An 18,396-nucleotide genomic window follows, 5' to 3' on the forward strand; every position below is an offset into this window, starting at 1 on the left:
AGCCTAGCGGAGCCTGTGGAGCGAAGGGCTTTGACAGAGAGGAAGCGGGATTAGACGGGGTGTGACGATGACGCAGAGCATCAGGCAAGCGCCGGCCGGGCTAATCCGGCTACATGAGGCATCGAGACGGGACAGCCGTCTGCGATTCAATAACCTGCTGCACCACATCACGGAGGAACTATTGGAGCAGGCGTACTACGCACTGAACCGCCATGCGGCCAGCGGGGTTGACGGGCAGGACTGGGAGAGTTACGGCGAGGGACTCCGGGAGCGACTCTCGGAGCTCCACGGACGAATCCAGGCGAACCGATACAAGCCCCAGCGGGTCAAGAGGGTCTGGCTGACCAAGGAAGATGGCGGAAGGCGACCGATCGGCATTACCGTGGTGGAGGACAAGGTCGTCCAACAGGCCGTAGTGTGGGTGCTGGAGGCGATCTACGAGAACGATTTTCTCGGGTTCAGCTACGGGCACCGGCCGGGTCGCTCGCAACATCAGGCGTTGGATGCAACCTATGTGGCGCTTATGACCAGGAAGGTCAACTGGATATTGGATGCAGATATCAAGGGTTTTTACGATGCCATAGACCACACCTGGATGATGAGGTTTATGGCGCACCGGATCGCAGATAAACGGATGCTGCGCATTGTGGAGCGCACGCTCAAATGTGGAGTAGACGAAGACGGCAGGCGGTCGAAGACGGTGGTGGGGACGCCACAGGGTGCGGTACTGTCCCCGATACTGGGGAACATATACCTACACTACGTCTTGGACCTATGGGCGCACCAGTGGCGTGGGAGGAGCGCCAGAGGTGAGGTGACCATAGTGAGGTACGCGGATGACGAAAAGAGGGGGGACGGGCACTGAGGGGTGAAGACGGCGGACACCCTCAGTACCCCCAGGAACAGGCAGAGCGGATGCGAACCGAGCGCATCCGTCTCTCTCTGTCTCTCCCCGGTGCTGTGCTACGCTAGAGCCTCGGCGTAGCACGGATTTTCGCTTATGGCGATGCAGGGCAACTACCACGATACCGGCTACAAGGAGCTCTTCAGCTATCCGGAGCTGGTACGAGAGCTCATTGAGGGCTTTGCACCGCCGGAAGTGGCGGCGATGATGGATTTCGCCACCCTGAAGGATCATAGCGGCAACTACATCACCCCACTTTTCAACGAGAAGATCGAGGATAAGGTCTGGTCGGTGGAAGTGAGCTGGGATGGTGTCAAGAGGCCGGTCTACCTCTACCTATTGATGGAGTTTCAGTCGACCGTTGATCACAGTCTGCCGATCCGTCTGCTCCACTACGTTGCCTGCTTCTACGACCACCTGATCAAGACCCAGGTGACGACGGCGTATCAGGGGATGCCGCCGATCTTTCCGGTGGTGATCTACAACGGCTCAGCACGCTGGACGGCACAGGAAGATATCTACCGCATGATCCGGCCCAAGCCACCGGACTTCCTGCGCTCGTATCAGCCGCATCTGCGCTACTATCTGGTCAATCAATCGGCCTACAGCACAGAGCAGCTGGCAGAGCGTTCCACGCCGCTAAGCGGGATCTTCGAGGTGGAGCAGGCGTCTAAGGACGTAGGGGCGATGCAGGCTGCGGTGGATCGTCTGGTGGCGAGCATCCGCGCCCATCCGGACAAGGAACGCTTGGATAAGGTGATCACCCGTTGGCTCAAGCGTCACCTGAAGCGCTTAGGTCCGTAGGTTGAGGATGTGCTGGAGCAGGTGAACAGCTTAGTGGAGGATCGGGATATGCTGGCAGAGAACATACTGACGTGGGCGGAGCAAGAGCAGCAGAAGGGGCGGCTAGAGGGGCGGCTAGAGGGAGAGTGGCTGCGTGCTGAGGCGACCGCCCGTAACCTCATTTCACTGAATATGCTGACCGATGAGCAGATCGCTCAGGCGACGGGGTTGAGCGTGGAGGGTGTCGGCAAGCTGCGTAGTGAGGGGCAGGGGCAGCACTGAGCGGATATAGGGCGAATGGATTGCGCGCGCATCCCCCAGCCTGTGTCGAGTTGCAGTCTGGTGGTATGTTTTCTGTTACGCATATCCTCAAATAATTCAAGGACACGATATGACCTGGCAAACGCTCACACCGAGCCAACACGGCCGCAGTGGCTACATTCCTTTTACTGACTACGGGTTTGCACGGCACGACCAGGCAAATCGGATGGACAGGCAGGCGGCGCACCCAGGGACAGACAGGCAAATCGGATGGACAGGCAAATCGGATGCAGTGCTCCGCCTATAGCCGCGCAGCGGCTTAGGGGGTGGTGAAGCGGCGCATGGCGCGCAGCGCCATTACTTTGGGGCTTCCTGTTGTTCGATGTACTGCTTCAAGACCGACAGCGGCGCACCACTCGGCGACCGACCATCAGCGCTGCTGGGTCCACAAGAGCGCTAACGTGCTAAACAAGCTTCCGAAGTCGGTGCAACCGAAGGTCAAGGCCGACCTCCATGACATCTGGATGGCCGAGACCCGCGACGAGGCGCACAAGGCCTTTGATTAAAGTGGGGGGGGTAGGCACTAGCTTGCTCTCCTAACGAAAAGGGCGGGTTTCCCCGCCCTCTGTATGCCTAGCTCTTCGCGGCTTGATATTGTGAGATGGCTAGCTCTGGCGAGCCTGATATCTGCTGCGAGACCTCTTTGTACCCGATGAACCTCAATTTTCCCGCGTACCACTGGTTCGCCTGAGTGCCAACCCAGATCGCAATCGCTAAGGAGATCGCGCCGAAGATCATGAATACGAGATCGTGGTAATAGAACGGTACGATGGTCGCGACGAGGACGCCTTCCAGCAGCAGAAGGCCTGCCCCGGCCGCCAAGAGGTACATTAGCGGATACCAAAGTTGTTTGTAGAGCATCCAAAAGATGCCGAAAAAGAGCGCTGGCCACGAGAAGCCGTCCTTGACAGCCTCAAGGCCGTGTTCCGGGTGTTCGTGAATTCTGAAATACTTCATTGCCATCTCCTTGGTTTGAGTGAGCAGCTTCCTACTGCCCGTTCCTTCTGTGGGACCATCCTAGATCCCGATTGCAGCACAGCAATAGAGACGCTACCCGTGACGGGCGGCGGTTGACTGCACTGATGGGGACTGCTGCCGCTGTTCCGGGGCCACACACAGCAATCCGTGCCGAGCGGGTCGGATTGGCGCAACCAGCAGATTCGGAGGGGTATCGCATACGGTCCCTGTCTATCCTCCGGCCATCCATGACCGGACAAGTCCTTTTGCAAATCACGGCCGAAACTCACTTCCTGAGTCCCTGCCCTGTAGTGTCCTTCCTGGACGCCTGCGCGGAGATTACTCTGCTCCGACTGAATCCACAACCCCTAATTCGTCGATTATTTCAAGCACGCCGTTTGGCACCGTCACCGCCACCACTCGGCGGTGGAGTCCAGACGTTGCGCAGCGCTTGGCGGGCGTGCTCCGGGATCTCGCGCGAGAAGCCCAGCTCGACTCCGGCCGCCGTGCGTTCGCCGTAGATCTTGCCGCGCCGCAGCCTGTGCAGGCGCACCACATCCCGGCAGTCCCGGAGGAAACTCGGCGATGGTGACCCGCGCTGGCTCCGAACCTTGCCGTCCTCGATGGCGACGATGAAGACGTAGCGCGCATCCCAGAGCATCCAGGCTAAGCCGGCCACCAAGCCAGCCAAGAGCAGCAGGAAGATGGCGATCATCATGCAAAGAATGGCTTAGCGGACGCGCGCGCGTTATCCACAGAAGCTGTGGATAACCCCGTGGATAAGACCGCGCATGTAGGCGAATGATGCGCCCTATGCCCGACTGGATAATTTTTGACCGTACTCGTGCAGCCTAGCACGCCGCATCGGCACGATAGCAGCGTACCACCTCGTACTGCACGCCGACCGGAGTCGGGAGAGACGCGACCAAGCAGAAGCGCTCGACCTCCCAGCGGACCGGCTCGATGGAACCGAGGCTCGGCAGCGCCTTCAGTTTACGCGCGACTGTGACGTGGGGATAGAACGGCCGCGCTTCGGGCTGGAAACCGCAAGGTTTCAGGGCGGCACTCAAATCCAGGGCCAGGCGATCCAGCGGCTCGCGCGGTGTCACATCGCCGAGCCACAGTACCTCGCGCTTGCCGAAGCACCCTAAGCCCCGCAGCTCGATCGCAAACGGCTCGAAGCGGACCGCTTGCGCCGCCTCGGCGAGGCACGTCGCGTAAGCGGTGTCGGCGGCACCGATGAAGGCCAGGGTGAGGTGAAGGTTATCGCGAGCTACTGGGCGTCCACCGTGCCCAGAGGGTACGCGAGAGCAGATCGCTGAGCGGAGCGCGTCGTCTGGCCAGAGAGCGAAGAAGAGGCGTTGGGGTCGATCCATAACGGCAAGCAGGCTCGTCGACTGGGTTCAGTCTCCTTTTTTCTTTTCAACCCCCGAGCAGTGCCTGCGCGGTGCGAAGGCTGGCCCGCAGCTGGTGCCACTGACGCTTCTCGAGTGCCGCTTCGGCATCTTCTAACAGGTTTTCCAACTCACGAAGGTGGGAGCGCTTTCCGAGGGTGATGCGGGCGGTGGGTTGTTGTGGAAAACCGGCGGTGCCGTGAGTACGAGTCGTACGCCCGTCATGCCCTGACGTACTGGAGCCAGCGGAGCCTTGAGCCGCGCGGGCCGCAGCGGTCGGCGCGATTGTAGACGCAGTGGCTGTCTCAGATGCAGTGTCAGATGCAGTGTTGGCAGACGCAGTGGCAGACGCAGTGGCTGTCTCCAGTGCGGGTGTCTCCAGTGCGGCAGGCGCGTCAACAGTCGAAGCATCGGATTGGAGTTCGGGTTTTGACTGGGCTTCGGATCGAACGTGGCGTGCACCGGCTGCATCGGCCGCTCTCGTTTCGGCGCTGATTCCGGCTCCTAGTCCGCTGCTGAATGAGCCACCGAGGTACCGCTGGGTGCGCTGTAGTAGACGGTAGGCGCGGGCAGTTTCGGGGTGTTCGCTGTTGCGCTCATCAACCCGCAGTGTGTGGATGAGCGAGGTCAGCCGCTCGTCGGCGATGGCATCGCTGGTTGCCGTTGTGGCGACCCGCTCCCTGAGCAGTCGTTCTAGCTGCCGCAGGTTATCCGTGGCAACGCTGTTGCTTCCGGGCTCGGTGAGCAGGGCGCGTTTGTTGGCGCGATGAAAGCGCGCCTGCAGAGCCGCCCCGGGGGTGGGGTCGAGGGCCCGCCAGCGGCTGATGAGTCGGCGGCGGCGGTTGTGTAACCCTGGACTCCAGCGGCCGTTGGCCAATCCTTCCATGGCGCAGCAGAGGGCCGAGGCAGGGTCGGCGGGCGCGGTGCGTTCCGCTGCTAACCCCGCCTGATAGGTGGCTGAAGCACTCAAGGAGGCTGCGGAAGTCGATGTGGAGGCCTCGGTCGGCGGCGCGTGAAAGCGCGCCGGGTGGCGAGGTGGTGTCGCTCCTGAGCCCACGGTTGCCCCGGAGCCGGTGCGAGTGCCTGTCCCCGTGCCTGCTGCCTGCCCGGAGCCGGTGCGAGTGCCTGTCCCCGTGCCTCCCGTGCCTCTCGTGCCTCCGCCCCCTGTGCCCGTGCCTGCGTCACCCGCGCCTGTGCCAATACCCGCATTCAACAGCGGGGCCGGACTTGGATGGGTGATAGCCGGACGCGGTGGTCGCTCGCCAGCTAAGCGGGCAGTGGCCGCCTCGGCGACTTCCGGGGCGGTGTTGCGGGCTCGGAAAGCTGCGGCCTCAAGCGCCTGCGGGTCAGTGATACGCTCAAGGGCATAGAGGCGATTGCCTGGCTCTGGGTCGTTCAGGGCCAGTTCGAGCAGGATGCCTGGCTCTTCAAGCAGGCGGATGGCGATGAGGCGAACTTGGGGCCAGCGCGCCTTTTGCGCGACGTGGGCGCGCACGGTCGAGTCATCACAGAGGTAGAGCTCGCGCTCGACGAGACGGGTGTCGCTCTCGCCGAGAAGCATCTGTCGATAGCGGGCAGAAGCCGACGTGCGCACGCCCGGATCGGGATCGCCGTGGAGGAATCCGCGCAGCAACGGCAAGTGGCGCAGCCGCTTGACAGCCGCCTCCCGTACCTGTGCTTCGGGATCTTGGCTGAGTTCAGCAAGTACGCTGTCGCTCTCCGGGTCGGTAATCGATAGCGCGATCGCCGCTTGCCGGCGCTGTTCGGGGTCAGGGTTGCGCCAGCGCGGCTGGAAGAGGTTAGCAAGGGGCTTTTTCCAGCGGGTCATAAGGTGTTCGCTACCTGTTTACCTGTTTACCTGTTTACCTGTTTACCTGTTTACCTGTTGCTGCGGGATCGGTTTAACGAAGAGGGTCAGGCCGTCGACGCCGAAGATCTCGACGAGTTGGCCGCTGCCAAAACGTCGGCCGTCGACGCTGCGCGCTTGCCACAATTCGCCGTGGACACGAACCTGTCCGCTTCCCTCCGGCTCAATAGGGCGGACCACCTCAGCTTGCGCGCCGATCAGCGCATCACGTCCCATCGGGTAGTGGAGCCCTTCGGTGCGGATGAAGACGGGGTAAAGAACAAGGTCTTTAACGAGCCAGAGCAGAAAGAGAAGCACGGCGGTGCTGGCGTCGATCAGGCCAAAGCTGGCGGCAATGCTGGCCAGCACCCCAATGAGCAGTAGCCCGGGAAGCTGAATCAGCCAGTACCGAAGGGCTGGATGAAGGTCGTGGCCGTTCGCTTGCATGGGGCTGAGTATGCCACGCCGAATGGCTGCAGGGGAGGGGAGCGGGGTGGAGTGCCGCTGGCTCATCGCTTGTGGCGGCGGGCGGATGCCGCTAAGCTTGCGGAGCCGATCCCCGGCGCCCTCCACGGAAGGGAGGGCTCACTACGGAAGGAGCCGTACTCGTGTCAACTCGATCCTCTTTTCCACCCCCTTATGCTCCGCTCGCACCGAGCGCTTCAGCGCCCTTTGTCTCGGTGCTTGCCGCACTCGTCGCACTCGCCGCACTCGCCGCACGAACGATGCTCTCAGTTGCAGTGGCCGCAGCTGTGGTTGCAGTAGCCGCTGTTGTGAGTGCGCCCGTCGCTGCGGCTGCACCCGCCGAGGCCCCGCTACGTCCTGCTGCAGTCGCTCCGGGACCGCCCGCGGTGCAGTACGGCGCTTGGCTTGCCTATGAGTACAGCTACGCGAAGACGGCGGCCGGCGAGCGCTCTGGCGGACAGGGGTACGATAGCCTCGTCCTGGCCCTTGATCACCGCAGCGCGCGCAGCCCCTGGTCGCTGCGCGGGGAAGTCCGCTTAAGCACCGGTGCTATCAGTGGTGCCGCCATCAGTGGTGCCGACAGTGGCCCTGGGGCGAATACAGGGCAGAGTGCCGAGCTGTGGCGCTATCTCGGCATCAAAGAGCTGGTCGTCGGTCATCAGCTTACCGACAGCTGGCGCCTCGAACTCGGCAAGGCCCGCGTGCCGTTCACCTGGAGCCGCTTCAATTTTTGGCCGGGCGAGCGCATGGCCTCTGGTTTCGGCGCGCAGTATAACCTCGGGGTGCGCTTGCTCGGCGGGCTGCCTGGGGCGTGGGAGAGTCGCTGGATGCTGATCCACGGCCCGGGTTTTCGCGACGACAGTCAGCCGCTCGACGACCACACCCTGGCGCACTGGGGTTCGCTCAGCGAAGTCTACGGCTACCGCAAGAGCTACACCGCCGTCGGCGATCTCGGCTACTGGCTTGTATCCAGCCGTGCGGCGGATTCGGCGACGCGGCTGGGGGTCTCGCTGCAAGGGGGACGGTTGCAAGATCGCGAAAGCGGCGGTGAGCGGCGCTCCCACTGGGCGGTTGCCGTCTACAGCGAGGGGCGTTACGGGCGCTTCGATCTGGCCACCAAGGCCATCCACTACGATCAGGGGCGCAGCCTCTATCCGGTCGCCGACGATGGCCCCGTGCCGCTCGCCTGGGGGCGCCCCGACCGCTTTTACGAGCGCGGCCACGGTCGGGGGCAGATCGCCGCCGTGAGCCTCGGTGCGCGGTGGGCTGATTGGTACCCCTACGTCGACTGGAGCTCGCGCTGGCCCGATCGGGCCTCGCGCACCGGTGGCGAGCGCACGATGGATCTGGTGCTCGGGACGCGCTATCGCTACGGCCCCGGGCAGCTCTACCTCGAGCTGCTGCTGGCGAATCTCAACCGCGCTGATGACCCGGTGGCCGATGGCCTCTACACCCGGCCTGGCGGCGGGCGCAGCGAAGCGCTTTTCATCAGCGCCGATTACTACTTTTGAGCTCGCCGCTACCTGCCCTTTATCGCCCCCGGCGACGAGATTTGCGTCACCCTGGCCGCTGGTTTAAAGTACCCGCCACGATACAGAGAGGCGAGGAGAGGTGGCCGAGCGGTCGAAGGCGCACGCCTGGAAAGCGTGTGTACCTTAATCGGGTACCGAGGGTTCGAATCCCTCCCTCTCCGCCAAGCAGTGGTGGCCGTGCTGGTCCCCCCGCGACAACACGCTGTGAACCCCGTCAGGCCCGGAAGGGAGCAGCGGCAGCAGCGACCGTTGGGCGCCGGGGTGTGGCTGGTACGGCTGCCTCCATCCCGAGCAGGAGCCGCCGTCGGCCATGACCTACCAAGCGCTCGCTCGTAAATGGCGACCGCGTTGCTTCGCCGACGTTGCGGGGCAGGAGCATGTGCTGCGCGCGCTGAGCAATGCGCTCGCCGATGGGCGTATCCACCACGCCTACCTACTCAGCGGCACCCGCGGTATCGGCAAGACCACGGTCGCCCGCATCCTCGCGAAGTGCCTCAACTGCGAGCAGGGCGTAACCGCCACCCCCTGTGAGGTCTGCCCCAGCTGCCGCGAACTGAACGAGGGGCGTTTCGTCGATTTAATCGAAGTCGACGCCGCCTCGCGTACCCGCGTCGAAGATACCCGCGAACTGCTCGATAACGTTCAGTACGCCCCGACCCGTGGCCGCTACAAGGTCTACCTGATCGACGAAGTCCACATGCTCTCGGGGCACAGTTTCAACGCCCTGCTCAAGACCCTCGAAGAGCCGCCGGATCACGTCAAGTTTCTGCTCGCCACCACCGATCCGCAAAAGTTGCCGGTGACGGTCCTCTCGCGCTGCCTGCAGTTTCACCTGCGCCGTCTGCCAGCGCCGCTGATCCGCGAGCGCCTGCTGCAGATCGCTGCTGCCGAGCAAGTCGAGGTCGATGCCGCTGCCGCTGCGCGCATCGCTCGCGCCGCTGATGGCAGTCTGCGCGACGCCTTGAGCCTCCTCGATCAGGCGCTGGCCTACGGCGAGGGGGCGGCACGCGATGCCGAAGTCGCTGCCATGCTCGGTGCCATGGAGCGCAGCCAAGTCCTTGAGATCATCCAGGCGCTGGCCGCCGGAGAGGGGGAGCGACTGATCCGCAGTGCGCGCGACTTGGCCGCACATGCGGCCGACTTCGACGATGTCCTCGCCGAGTTGATCGCCACCTTTCACCATCTGGCCCTCGCCTGTCACACCCCGGGGGTGATCCCCGAGGATGAGCCCGAACGCGATGCGCTGCTGGAACTCGCCACCGCGATCGCCGCCGAAGATCTGCAGCTCTACTACCAGATCGGTCTTAACGCCCGGCGCGACTTGCCCTACGCCCCCGATCCGGCGATCGGCTTTGAGATGGCGCTGCTGCGCATGCTCGCCTTTCGCCCGGCAGCGACGCCGCCACGGTCAGCGGCGCCACCATCGGCAGCCTCTTTGCCAGCGGCATCACCAGCAGTATCACCGGATGCATCGTCACCTGCATCCCGGTCTACAGCATCTGCGGTAGATTCCGCTACGTCAGGCTCCGCTACGGCAGATTCCGTCGCAGAATCTGCAGCAAGGCCGGCACAAGGCCCCGCAGTCGAGGGGGCTGAGGCGAGTCTTGAGCGCCCCGTAGCAGGATCCGTAGCAGGAGCCGCCGCAGCGCCGTCGGCTAAGCAGTGGGCCGAGTGGGTCGCGAGTCACCTCGACGGCTTGGATCACGCCTTGGCGAGCCACTGCCAGTGGCAGGGCCAGGATGGGCACCGTTTGACCCTGCACCTTGATCCCGCGCACCGCTATCTGCTCAGCGATGAGCGGCGTCTGCGCCTGCAAGAGGCATTGAGCGCTCAGCTCGGTGAGGCGATTGAGTTGCGTATCGTGGTCGCCGGGGCCGAGCAGACCCCGGCACAGCAGGCCCAAGCCCGGGCGGCGCAGCGGCAGCAGCAGGCCGAGGCAGCACTGGCGAGCGATCGCGGTCTGCAGGGGTTGCAGGCGGTCTTCGGGGCGCAAGTGCGTGATATTCGACCGGCCGCAGACGATCCTGCTTCCAGCGGTAAGAGCGAATAGCTGGATTGCTGGATTGCTGGACAGCTGAATAGCTGAAGAGAAGAATCTGCCGGCGCTTACGCGGACTGCACCCACGCGGCACTGTGTGCTAGCATCGGGCGTTTGGGTGGGGTATGCGCTGTAGTCCCTGCCCCGTAAGGGCGGGGCTCTCGGTTCGGTTTGGTGACAATCAGTTACCGGACACCGGACACCGGACACCGGACACCGGGCACCGGACACCGGACACCGAATGCTGGGCGCCGGGCAACGGCTCACAGCTGCCCCCCACCAACAACCCACTTGCAAGCGAGTCGAGGTATCCAGACGTGATGAAGGGCGGACTTGGCAACATCATGAAGCAGGCCCAGAAGCTGCAAGAGGACATGCAGCGGATCCAGGAAGAGGTCGCAGCGATGGAGGTGACCGGCGAGGCCGGTGCTGGCATGGTCAAAGTCTTGATGACCGGCAAGCAAGAGGTGCGCAAGGTCGAAATCGACCCCTCGCTCTTCGAAGACGACCGCGAGATGGTCGAAGATCTCGTCGCCGCTGCCTTCAACGACGCCGTCCATAAGGTGCAGCGCGAAAGCCAGGAGCGCATGTCGGGGATGGCTGAGAGCATGGGCTTGCCGCCGGGGATGAAGATGCCGTTTTGAGCCTCTTCTCGCCGGCACTGACCGAGCTCATCGAGAGTCTGCGCCGTCTGCCCGGGGTCGGCAACCGCAGCGCCCAGCGTATGGCACTGCATCTGCTACAGCGTGATCGCGACGGGGCTCGACGCTTGGCTCGCGCATTAGAGGGTGCGGCCGAAGGTATCAGTCAGTGCGCCGATTGTCGCATCCTCACTGAGGAGCCGCGCTGCCGCATCTGTCGCAGCACGCAGCGTGATCGCGCGCTGCTCTGCATCGTCGAGGGCAGTGCCGACGTCTTCGCCTTAGAGCAGGCGACCGGGTTCTCAGGGCTCTACTTTGTCCTTGGTGGTCGCCTCTCGCCGCTCGATGGCATCGGCCCAGAGGAGCTTGGTCTCCACCATCTCGAAGCGCGTCTCTCCAGCGAGCCGATTAGCGAGTTGATCCTGGCGACCAATCCGACCGTGGAGGGCGAGGCTACGGCGCACTACCTCTTCGAGCTCGCCCGCGACTACGGTGTCCGTGCGACCCGCATCGCGCACGGGGTGCCGATGGGCGGGGTCCTCGATCAAGTTGACCGGGGCACACTCTCGCACGCCTTTCTGGGCCGTCGCGATTATACCGGCGGGATTTGACTCGCCCGTTACCCTTTGCGAACCTGAATAGGGTGTCGCTATCCCCTCAGCGGCGGAATCGGGCGGAATCGGGCGGAATTAGGCGGAGTTTGCCGAGTCTTGGTCGGGGCATAGCCTTGAATAGCCCGATGCCCCGACAGCAGCGACGCTTTGTCAGGCCACAGGGAGAAGCGCACGATGACCAACGACCGCGAGCCTCGCGAAGAGGCGCCTGAGTCTCTATCCCCCCAAGAAGTAAAAAAAGAAATCAAAGAGTTAGAGAAGGAGTACGACACCGATCACGAGATCGGTGAGCAGAATATCCGGCCGCTGGGGCTCGATCTCCACAATCCGGTCTTCGTCACCAGCGCTGGCCTGATCTTGGCCTTTTTAATCGGCACTCTCATCTTTACCGACGTCGCCAACGACGCCCTCGGCGCCGCGCGAGCGTGGTCGACTTCAACCTTTGACTGGTTCTTTTTGGGCGCCGGTAACCTTTTTGTTCTCTTCTGCTTGGCCTTAATTGTTCTCCCGGTGGGCAAGATCCGCCTCGGCGGCGTCGATGCCACCCCTGACTTCTCGCGACTGTCTTGGTTTGCCATGCTCTTTGCCGCCGGCATGGGCATCGGGCTGATGTTCTGGGCGGTTGCCGAGCCCGTTGCCTACTACACCGACTGGTTCGGCACGCCGTTGAACGTCGAGGGGAATACCCCCGAGGCCGCCTACGCCGCCATGGGTGCGACGATGTACCACTGGGGGCTGCACCCGTGGGCGATCTACGGCGTCATGGCGCTGGCTCTGGCCTTCTTTAGCTTCAATAAGGGGCTGCCGCTGACGGTGCGCTCGGTCTTCTACCCGCTGCTCGGCGAGCGCGTGTGGGGGCCAATCGGCCACGTGATCGATACCGTTGCTGTACTGGCGACGATCTTCGGTCTGGCGACCTCGCTCGGTTTCGGGGCGCAGCAGGCGGCGAGCGGGCTGAGTTACGTCTTCGAGGCGGTGCCCGATACCCTGGCTACGCAGGTCGCAATCATCATCGGGGTGACCGTGGCGGCCTTGATCTCAGTGCTGCGGGGGATCGATGGCGGTATTAAGGTGCTCAGTAACCTGAATATCGGCCTAGCCGGGCTGTTGATGCTCTTTGTGATCATCACCGGTGGGGCGATCGCCTTCGCCGTCTCGCTGGCGACGACCAGCGGCGCCTACGTCAGCAGCTTCCTGTCGCTGAGCAACCCGATCGGCCGCGAAGATGAGACCTTCCTGCACGGCTGGACCGCCTTCTACTGGGCGTGGTGGATCTCGTGGTCGCCCTTCGTCGGCATGTTCATCGCGCGCGTCTCGCGCGGACGGACTGTGCGCGAGTTCATGACAGCGGTTTTGATCGTGCCGACGCTGGTTACGATCGTCTGGATGAGTGCCTTCGGTGGCACCGGCTTGCAGCAGGCGGTCGATGGGGTCGGTGAATTGGCCGCCGGGCTCGGCGCCGATGAGTCGATGGCGCTCTTCCACATGCTTGAGCAGCTGCCGTGGACGACCCTGACGGCACTGTTGGCGGTCTTCCTGGTGCTGGTCTTCTTCGTGACCTCTTCGGACTCTGGTTCGCTGGTCATCGACAGCATCACTGCCGGTGGTAAGCTCGACTCCCCCGATGCCCAGCGTGTCTTCTGGGTGACCTTGGAGGGGCTGCTCGCCGGGACACTGCTCTTTATCGGCGGCGATGCGGCACTCAGTGCGCTTCAGGCCGGGGCGGTGACGACCGGGTTGCCCTTTACTGTGGTCCTGGTGCTGATCTGCGTCAGTCTCTTTATGGGTCTGCAACACGAGAGAAAGCTGCTCAAACTCAGCGGTAAGATCTAGACCAACCGGTCTCCTCCGGCCCGCGCTGCGGCGGGGCGGGGGGAGGCCGAATCGGTTGCTGCCGCATCAGTCGCCGAAGCGAGGACTGTCTAAAACCAAGGGCTGTCTATGAGTGACAAGATTGTCGTCGAAGACCTCTACAAGATATTCGGGCCGCGGCCGCAGCGCGCCTACGAACTCCTTGAGCAGGGGTGCGCTAAGGACGAGATCTTCGCGCGCACCGGCCACACGGTCGGGGTGCGCGAGGCCTCCTTCACCATCGCCGAGGGCGAGGTCTTCGTCATCATGGGGCTCTCGGGCTCCGGCAAGTCGACCATGGTGCGGATGTTCAACCGCCTCATCGAGCCGACCTACGGGCAGCTCTACGTCGACGGCGAAGACATTACCCGCATGAGCCAGGCCGAGCTGATCGAGCTGCGCCGGCGCGATATGAGCATGGTCTTCCAGTCGTTTGCCTTGCTGCCGCATAAGACGGTGATCGAGAACGCCGCCTTCGGACTCGAGGTGGCCGGCTACTCGGCGCGCGAGCAGCGCGAACGGGGCTACCAGGCCCTTGAGGCGGTGGGGTTGGCGGCGAACGCTGAGAGCTACCCCGAGGAGCTCTCCGGCGGGATGCAGCAGCGGGTCGGGCTGGCCCGCGCTCTGGCGAGCGATCCGAGCATCCTGCTCATGGACGAGGCCTTCTCGGCGCTCGATCCGTTGATTCGCACCGAGATGCAAGACGAGTTGCTGCGCCTGCAGCAGGAGCGCAGTCGCACCGTCGTCTTCATCTCGCACGATCTCGACGAGGCGATGCGCATCGGCGATCGCATCGCCATCATGGAGGGCGGGTCGGTGGTGCAGATCGGCACCCCGGAGGAGATCGTCTCCAACCCGGCGAACGACTACGTGCGCTCCTTCTTCTACGGAGTCGATGTCAGTCAGGTCTTTAGCGCCGGCGATATCGCCGATAAGCGCCGCGTGACCGTGATCCAGCGCCCCGGCATGGAGCTGCGTGCGGCGCTGGAGCGGCTCAAGAGCTACGCCGGCGACTTGGCTGTCGTCGTCGATCGCAACCGGGTCTATCAGGGGTTGGTCTCGCTCGATAGCTTGACGGCGGCCATCCGTCAATCGGGCGGCTACGCTGATGCCTTTTTGGCACAGGCACGGAGCGTAACGGCCGACACCCCGATCTCGGAGGTGCTCGGCATCAGTGCCGAGAGCCCCTGCCCGCTCGTAGTGGTCGATGACGAGGGGCACTACCGCGGCACCATCACGCAGAGCGATCTGCTGCTGACCTTGGATCGGACCCAACAGCAGGCTCAGCAGTAGGCCCAACAAGTCGGCCGAACATTAGGTCCAAAATTAGGCTCAGCCGCAGACATAGGTTTCGTTTATGCAAGCAGGTGATGCACCGGACGTCGAAGAGTACGAGACCATCGGCCCGATCGAGACCGTCGCCGACTGGGTCAACGAGCATATCCTGGAGCCGATCACCATCGGCGACTGGATCGAGGACGGCGTCGACTGGGTGAGCGATAACCTCGAGCCGATGCTCGATGGCATCGAGGCGGTCATTCGCATGCTGGTCGATAGTACCGAGTTTCTGTTGCTCTACCCCTTATGGCTGACCGCCTTCTTTATCGCCGCTGGGGTGTGGCTGAAATTCGGCCGGCGTGCCGGGGCGATCACCGCGCTGGGGCTCGCAGCGCTCTTCGCCCTTGGTCTCTTCATCCCGGTGATCGAGGCGCTGCTGTGGTACCCGCCGCCGTGGATGCTCGCCGTGCTGATCATCGCCGTCGGGACGTGGCGCGTCGGTTGGCGCTTCGGCCTCTTTGCCCTGATCGCCCTGGCTCTGATCTTCAGTATGGATCTGTGGCCCGAGACGATCCGCACCCTCTCGCTGGTGGTGGCGGCGAGTATCGCAGCGCTGATCATCGGCTTGCCGATCGGGATTGCGATGTCGCGCAGCGATAAGGTGCAGATGGTGGCGCGCCCGGTGCTCGATCTGATGCAGACGATGCCGCCCTTTGTCTATCTGATCCCAGCGGCGATCTTCTTTGGCCTCGGCACCGTGCCCGGCGCCATCGCAACGTTGATCTTCGCCATGCCGCCGGCGGTGCGTCTGACCAACCTCGGGATTCGCCAGGTCAGCCAGGAGCACGTCGAGGCCGGACAGGCCTTCGGGTGTACCAAACGGCAGCTCCTGTTCAAGATCCAGCTGCCGCTGGCCATGCCCTCGATCATGGCCGGCATCAACCAGACCATCATGCTGGCGCTGTCGATGGTCGTGATCGCCTCGATGATCGGCGCCGGTGGCCTCGGCGGTACGGTGCTGACCGGGATTCAGCGCCTGCAGGTCGGCCTCGGCTTCGAGGGTGGCTTGGCGGTGGTCTTCCTGGCGATCCTGCTCGATCGTATCAGTCAGAGCTTTGGTGAGAGCCGTCGCGGTCGTCAGAGCCGCGACTACGGGGCGCTGCTGCGCTGGTTCTTCGGAGCCCGTAAAGAGCAGAGTCAGGCTGCCGGCGCAGCGGCAAACGGATAACCGCAGAGAAGAGAGAAGGAGAGAGAGCCATGAATCGTAAGATCGTAACTGCGGGAGTGACGGCGGCCTTGACCGCCGGGATGGCCGGCGCGGCGAGCGCCGATCAAGTGCGCATCGGCTGGACGGCGTGGGCCGATGCCGAGTTCGTTACACAGATCGCCGATCATGTCATCCAAGAGCGCTTCGGTGTCGATGTCGAGCTGGTGCAGACCGACATCGCGCCGCAGTACACTGGCTTGGCCTCCGGTGATCTCGACCTGATGCTGATGTCGTGGCAGCCGATCACCCACGAAGACTACATCGAGCGCTACGGCGACGATATTGTCGATCTGGGCGTGCTCTACGACAACGCCAAGCTCGGCTGGGTCGTGCCGGCCTACCTCTATGAGCAGGGTCTGACTTCAATCGAAGACCTGCGCGACCCGGAGTGGGTCGACCGCCTCAATGGCCAGATCCAAGGGATCGACCCCGGCGCTGGTCTGACCCGCCTCTCGCACGATGTCATCGAGGAGTACGGTCTCGACTACCAGTTAGTCGAGGCGAGTGATGCGGCGATGACCGCAGCCCTCCACCGGGCAGCGCGCCGCAACAACCCGATCGTCGTCACCGGCTGGAGCCCGCACTGGAAGTTCGGCGCCTACATGCTCGAGTATCTCGACGATCCGAAGGGGGTGCTCGGTGAGGCCGAGAGCATCCACGCCATGGCCCGCCAGGGCTTCGAGGACGACTTCCCAGAGATTGCCGCCTTTGCCGGCTGCATCGAGATCGACCTGGAGATGCTCAACGACTACATGCGCTTGGGTCGTGAGCAGTCGACCGAGGCTGCCGTTGCGCAGTTCCTTGAGAGTGAGTCCGGCCTGGTCGACGATTGGGTCGCCTGTGCCCGCAACTGAGCTGAAGCCGCTCGAGCTTAGCTCGAGTGCGTATGCGGATGCGGCATCAGGGTAGAGGAGGGCAGAGGGCAGGGTCCGGCGCCAGGGGAGTTCTCACCCGGAGTGTGGGCGGGTCCGTTCGGCCGGACTCTGCTGTGGATTCAGGCACAGGCACAGGGGCCCCTCCAACCTGTGCCCCCCGGGACTCTGTCACACATGCTGAAGCATGACGGTGGTAGAGCCCGTTTCCCGGGAACGCCGGCGAGCGCTGGGCCAAAACGCGAGTCAATAATATTACAAGACAGTGCATACGACGGCTGATTTTTCCATAGCACTGAATAAGGAGCACGTATCGATGAGTACACAAAGCAAGAGCAAAAGCTTAATCGCAACGGGGGTTGCAGCGGCGCTGTCCATGCCGATGGCATCGGCACTGGCGCTGGAAGAGTCGATCTCGCTGGGAATGTGGGCGAACTACACCTACGATGTTGACAGCGATGCAAGCGAAGATCGCCTCGGTGATGTCGGTCTGCCGGCGCTGATCCTCTACGTTAACCACGAGCACAACGAGTGGTTCTTCAACGCCGAGACCCGCTTCGGCGAGGGCAGCTTCCAGAGTTTCAGCGGCGATGATGACCGGTATTGGGGCTTTAAGGAACTGGCGGTCGGGCGCCACATCGGCGAGACCATGACCTTGACGGTTGGTAAGACCGAGGTGCCCTTCACTTACAGCCGCTTTAACTTCTGGCCCGGTGAACGGCTGATACGCGGTTTCGGTGATCAGTACAACGTCGGTGCCCGCCTCGATGTCGACCCGCAGGGGCCGCTCGACATGAGCTTCATGTTCATCAAGAGCCAGAACTGGGGGAGTGATACGACCTCGATGGATGATGGTGCTGGGGTCGGGGACCCTGGACTGTTCAGGGCCGGGGCAGTTGGCCAGCACTGGGGTAGCAACGATACTTATCAGAAGGTCAACACGGTGGTTGGTGACTTCGGCTTTACCGCTGGCGGCTTCCGCACCGGGTTGTCGCTGCAGGCCGGGCAGTTGGTGAACCAGGATCCTTTGGTTGATCCTGTTACTGGAGAGGTCTTGACTGGTGTCGGCGAAGAAAGCGAGACCCATTTCGCCGCTGGGCTCTACACCGAAGGCACTGTAGCCAGTCTCGATCTTGGAGCGCAGTTCGTCGCTTACGATCAAGGCGATGTCGATGCCTTTATGCAGGAGGGCTACGACTTTACGACCCAGGGCTCTGGTCAGGCCATGATGCTGAGCGCAGGCCTGAACGACCTCGGCAACTGGTACCCCTACGCCGACTTGACCTGGCGTTCGCCTGACAGCGACATCAATGATGTCCTCGATGATTTTGGCGTCGGTGTTAATTTTGACGACACTTTTGATCTGGTGCTCGGCACCACCTATAACTACGGCCCGGGCTGGATCTACGCCGAGGTGCTGCTGGAGAACCTGACCGACGAAGAGAACGGTCTCACGGGTAACCCCACCGCGGATGGCATGGAGTTTACCCAGACCTTCAGCCTGACCATGGATTACTACTTCTAATCCGGGTGAGACCAGGACGGTCGGACGGCGGGCTTGCTGAGGCTTTGAGTTGATTGGCCGGTGGCATTGGCCAGTGGCCAGTCGGGGCGAGCCCGCCCAACCAGCAAA

At 63.1% G+C, this 18,396-nt stretch carries 17 protein-coding genes, 1 tRNA gene, 1 other RNA gene and 1 pseudogene; 15 read left to right on the forward strand and 5 right to left on the reverse strand.

The features are described 5' to 3' along the window. Nucleotides 1–67 precede the first annotated feature (67 nt). The 4 genes and pseudogenes from CKO15_RS00585 to CKO15_RS00595 all read left to right on the forward strand — a co-directional run. On the forward strand, nucleotides 68–865 hold the full coding sequence (locus CKO15_RS00585; RefSeq protein WP_200191455.1) for a reverse transcriptase domain-containing protein: 798 nt from the start codon (nucleotides 68–70) through the stop codon (nucleotides 863–865). 135 nt (nucleotides 866–1,000) lie between these two features. Beyond that, entirely contained in the window at nucleotides 1,001–1,708 is a 708-nt protein-coding gene (locus tag CKO15_RS00590; RefSeq protein WP_242464451.1) for an Rpn family recombination-promoting nuclease/putative transposase, read from the forward strand. A gap of 48 nt (nucleotides 1,709–1,756) precedes the next feature. Further along, nucleotides 1,757–1,969: a hypothetical protein gene (locus CKO15_RS13995; protein WP_242464452.1), complete on the forward strand. Its 213-nt coding sequence runs from the start codon at nucleotides 1,757–1,759 to the stop codon at nucleotides 1,967–1,969. 401 nt (nucleotides 1,970–2,370) lie between these two features. Then, nucleotides 2,371–2,511, forward strand: a pseudogene (locus CKO15_RS00595) (transposase); the annotation flags it as partial. A 70-nt stretch (nucleotides 2,512–2,581) separates the two neighbouring features. Here the strand turns inward: CKO15_RS00595 and CKO15_RS00600 are convergent. The 5 genes from CKO15_RS00600 to CKO15_RS00620 form a co-directional block, all read right to left on the reverse strand. Next, nucleotides 2,582–2,965: a DUF2628 domain-containing protein gene (locus CKO15_RS00600; protein WP_200191457.1), complete on the reverse strand. Its 384-nt coding sequence runs from the start codon at nucleotides 2,963–2,965 to the stop codon at nucleotides 2,582–2,584. Between the two features lie 385 nt (nucleotides 2,966–3,350). Then, nucleotides 3,351–3,683: a DUF3634 family protein gene (locus CKO15_RS00605; RefSeq protein WP_420842103.1), complete on the reverse strand. Its 333-nt coding sequence runs from the start codon at nucleotides 3,681–3,683 to the stop codon at nucleotides 3,351–3,353. 133 nt (nucleotides 3,684–3,816) lie between these two features. Continuing rightward, the gene (thpR, locus tag CKO15_RS00610) at nucleotides 3,817–4,341 is read right to left on the reverse strand and encodes an RNA 2',3'-cyclic phosphodiesterase (RefSeq protein ID WP_200191459.1); all 525 of its coding nucleotides are present in this window, start codon (nucleotides 4,339–4,341) and stop codon (nucleotides 3,817–3,819) included. A gap of 46 nt (nucleotides 4,342–4,387) precedes the next feature. Further along, nucleotides 4,388–6,187, reverse strand: a complete 1,800-nt coding sequence (locus tag CKO15_RS00615; protein WP_200191461.1) for a HEAT repeat domain-containing protein — start codon at nucleotides 6,185–6,187, stop codon at nucleotides 4,388–4,390. Between the two features lie 42 nt (nucleotides 6,188–6,229). Then, on the reverse strand, nucleotides 6,230–6,652 hold the full coding sequence (locus CKO15_RS00620; RefSeq protein ID WP_200191463.1) for an NfeD family protein: 423 nt from the start codon (nucleotides 6,650–6,652) through the stop codon (nucleotides 6,230–6,232). 161 nt (nucleotides 6,653–6,813) lie between these two features. Between CKO15_RS00620 and CKO15_RS00625 the strand changes: the two genes are divergently transcribed. From CKO15_RS00625 to CKO15_RS00675, 11 genes are all read left to right on the forward strand, one after another. Continuing rightward, nucleotides 6,814–8,181, forward strand: coding sequence for a hypothetical protein (locus CKO15_RS00625; RefSeq protein WP_200191465.1), 1,368 nt, complete (start codon nucleotides 6,814–6,816; stop codon nucleotides 8,179–8,181). A gap of 94 nt (nucleotides 8,182–8,275) precedes the next feature. Then, nucleotides 8,276–8,366, forward strand: a tRNA-Ser gene (locus tag CKO15_RS00630). 14 nt (nucleotides 8,367–8,380) lie between these two features. Then, nucleotides 8,381–8,478, forward strand: an RNA gene (gene ffs, locus CKO15_RS00635) — signal recognition particle sRNA small type. Between the two features lie 34 nt (nucleotides 8,479–8,512). Further along, complete coding sequence (gene dnaX / locus CKO15_RS00640) at nucleotides 8,513–10,252, forward strand: DNA polymerase III subunit gamma/tau (protein WP_200191467.1); 1,740 nt, start codon at nucleotides 8,513–8,515, stop codon at nucleotides 10,250–10,252. 305 nt (nucleotides 10,253–10,557) lie between these two features. Next, nucleotides 10,558–10,884, forward strand: a complete 327-nt coding sequence (locus tag CKO15_RS00645) for a YbaB/EbfC family nucleoid-associated protein (RefSeq protein WP_200191469.1) — start codon at nucleotides 10,558–10,560, stop codon at nucleotides 10,882–10,884. After that, nucleotides 10,881–11,492, forward strand: a complete 612-nt coding sequence (recR, locus tag CKO15_RS00650) for a recombination mediator RecR (protein WP_200191471.1) — start codon at nucleotides 10,881–10,883, stop codon at nucleotides 11,490–11,492. Before CKO15_RS00645 ends, recR begins: the two co-directional genes overlap by 4 nt. A 177-nt stretch (nucleotides 11,493–11,669) precedes the next feature. Then, entirely contained in the window at nucleotides 11,670–13,328 is a 1,659-nt protein-coding gene (locus CKO15_RS00655; protein WP_200191473.1) for a BCCT family transporter, read from the forward strand. Nucleotides 13,329–13,436: 108 nt separating this feature from the next. Continuing rightward, complete coding sequence (gene proV, locus CKO15_RS00660; RefSeq protein WP_200191475.1) at nucleotides 13,437–14,639, forward strand: glycine betaine/L-proline ABC transporter ATP-binding protein ProV; 1,203 nt, start codon at nucleotides 13,437–13,439, stop codon at nucleotides 14,637–14,639. A 64-nt stretch (nucleotides 14,640–14,703) separates the two neighbouring features. Then, nucleotides 14,704–15,852, forward strand: coding sequence for an ABC transporter permease (locus CKO15_RS00665; protein ID WP_242464453.1), 1,149 nt, complete (start codon nucleotides 14,704–14,706; stop codon nucleotides 15,850–15,852). A gap of 29 nt (nucleotides 15,853–15,881) precedes the next feature. Beyond that, a complete protein-coding gene (locus CKO15_RS00670; protein ID WP_200191477.1) occupies nucleotides 15,882–16,745 on the forward strand; it encodes a glycine betaine ABC transporter substrate-binding protein in 864 nt (287 codons plus the stop codon). Between the two features lie 334 nt (nucleotides 16,746–17,079). After that, nucleotides 17,080–18,288: a hypothetical protein gene (locus CKO15_RS00675; protein ID WP_200191479.1), complete on the forward strand. Its 1,209-nt coding sequence runs from the start codon at nucleotides 17,080–17,082 to the stop codon at nucleotides 18,286–18,288. The last annotated feature ends 108 nt before the right edge of the window (nucleotides 18,289–18,396 follow it).

It is taken from the genome of Halorhodospira abdelmalekii (genome assembly GCF_016583625.1).
Classification (GTDB): Bacteria; Pseudomonadota; Gammaproteobacteria; order Nitrococcales; family Halorhodospiraceae; genus Halorhodospira; species Halorhodospira abdelmalekii.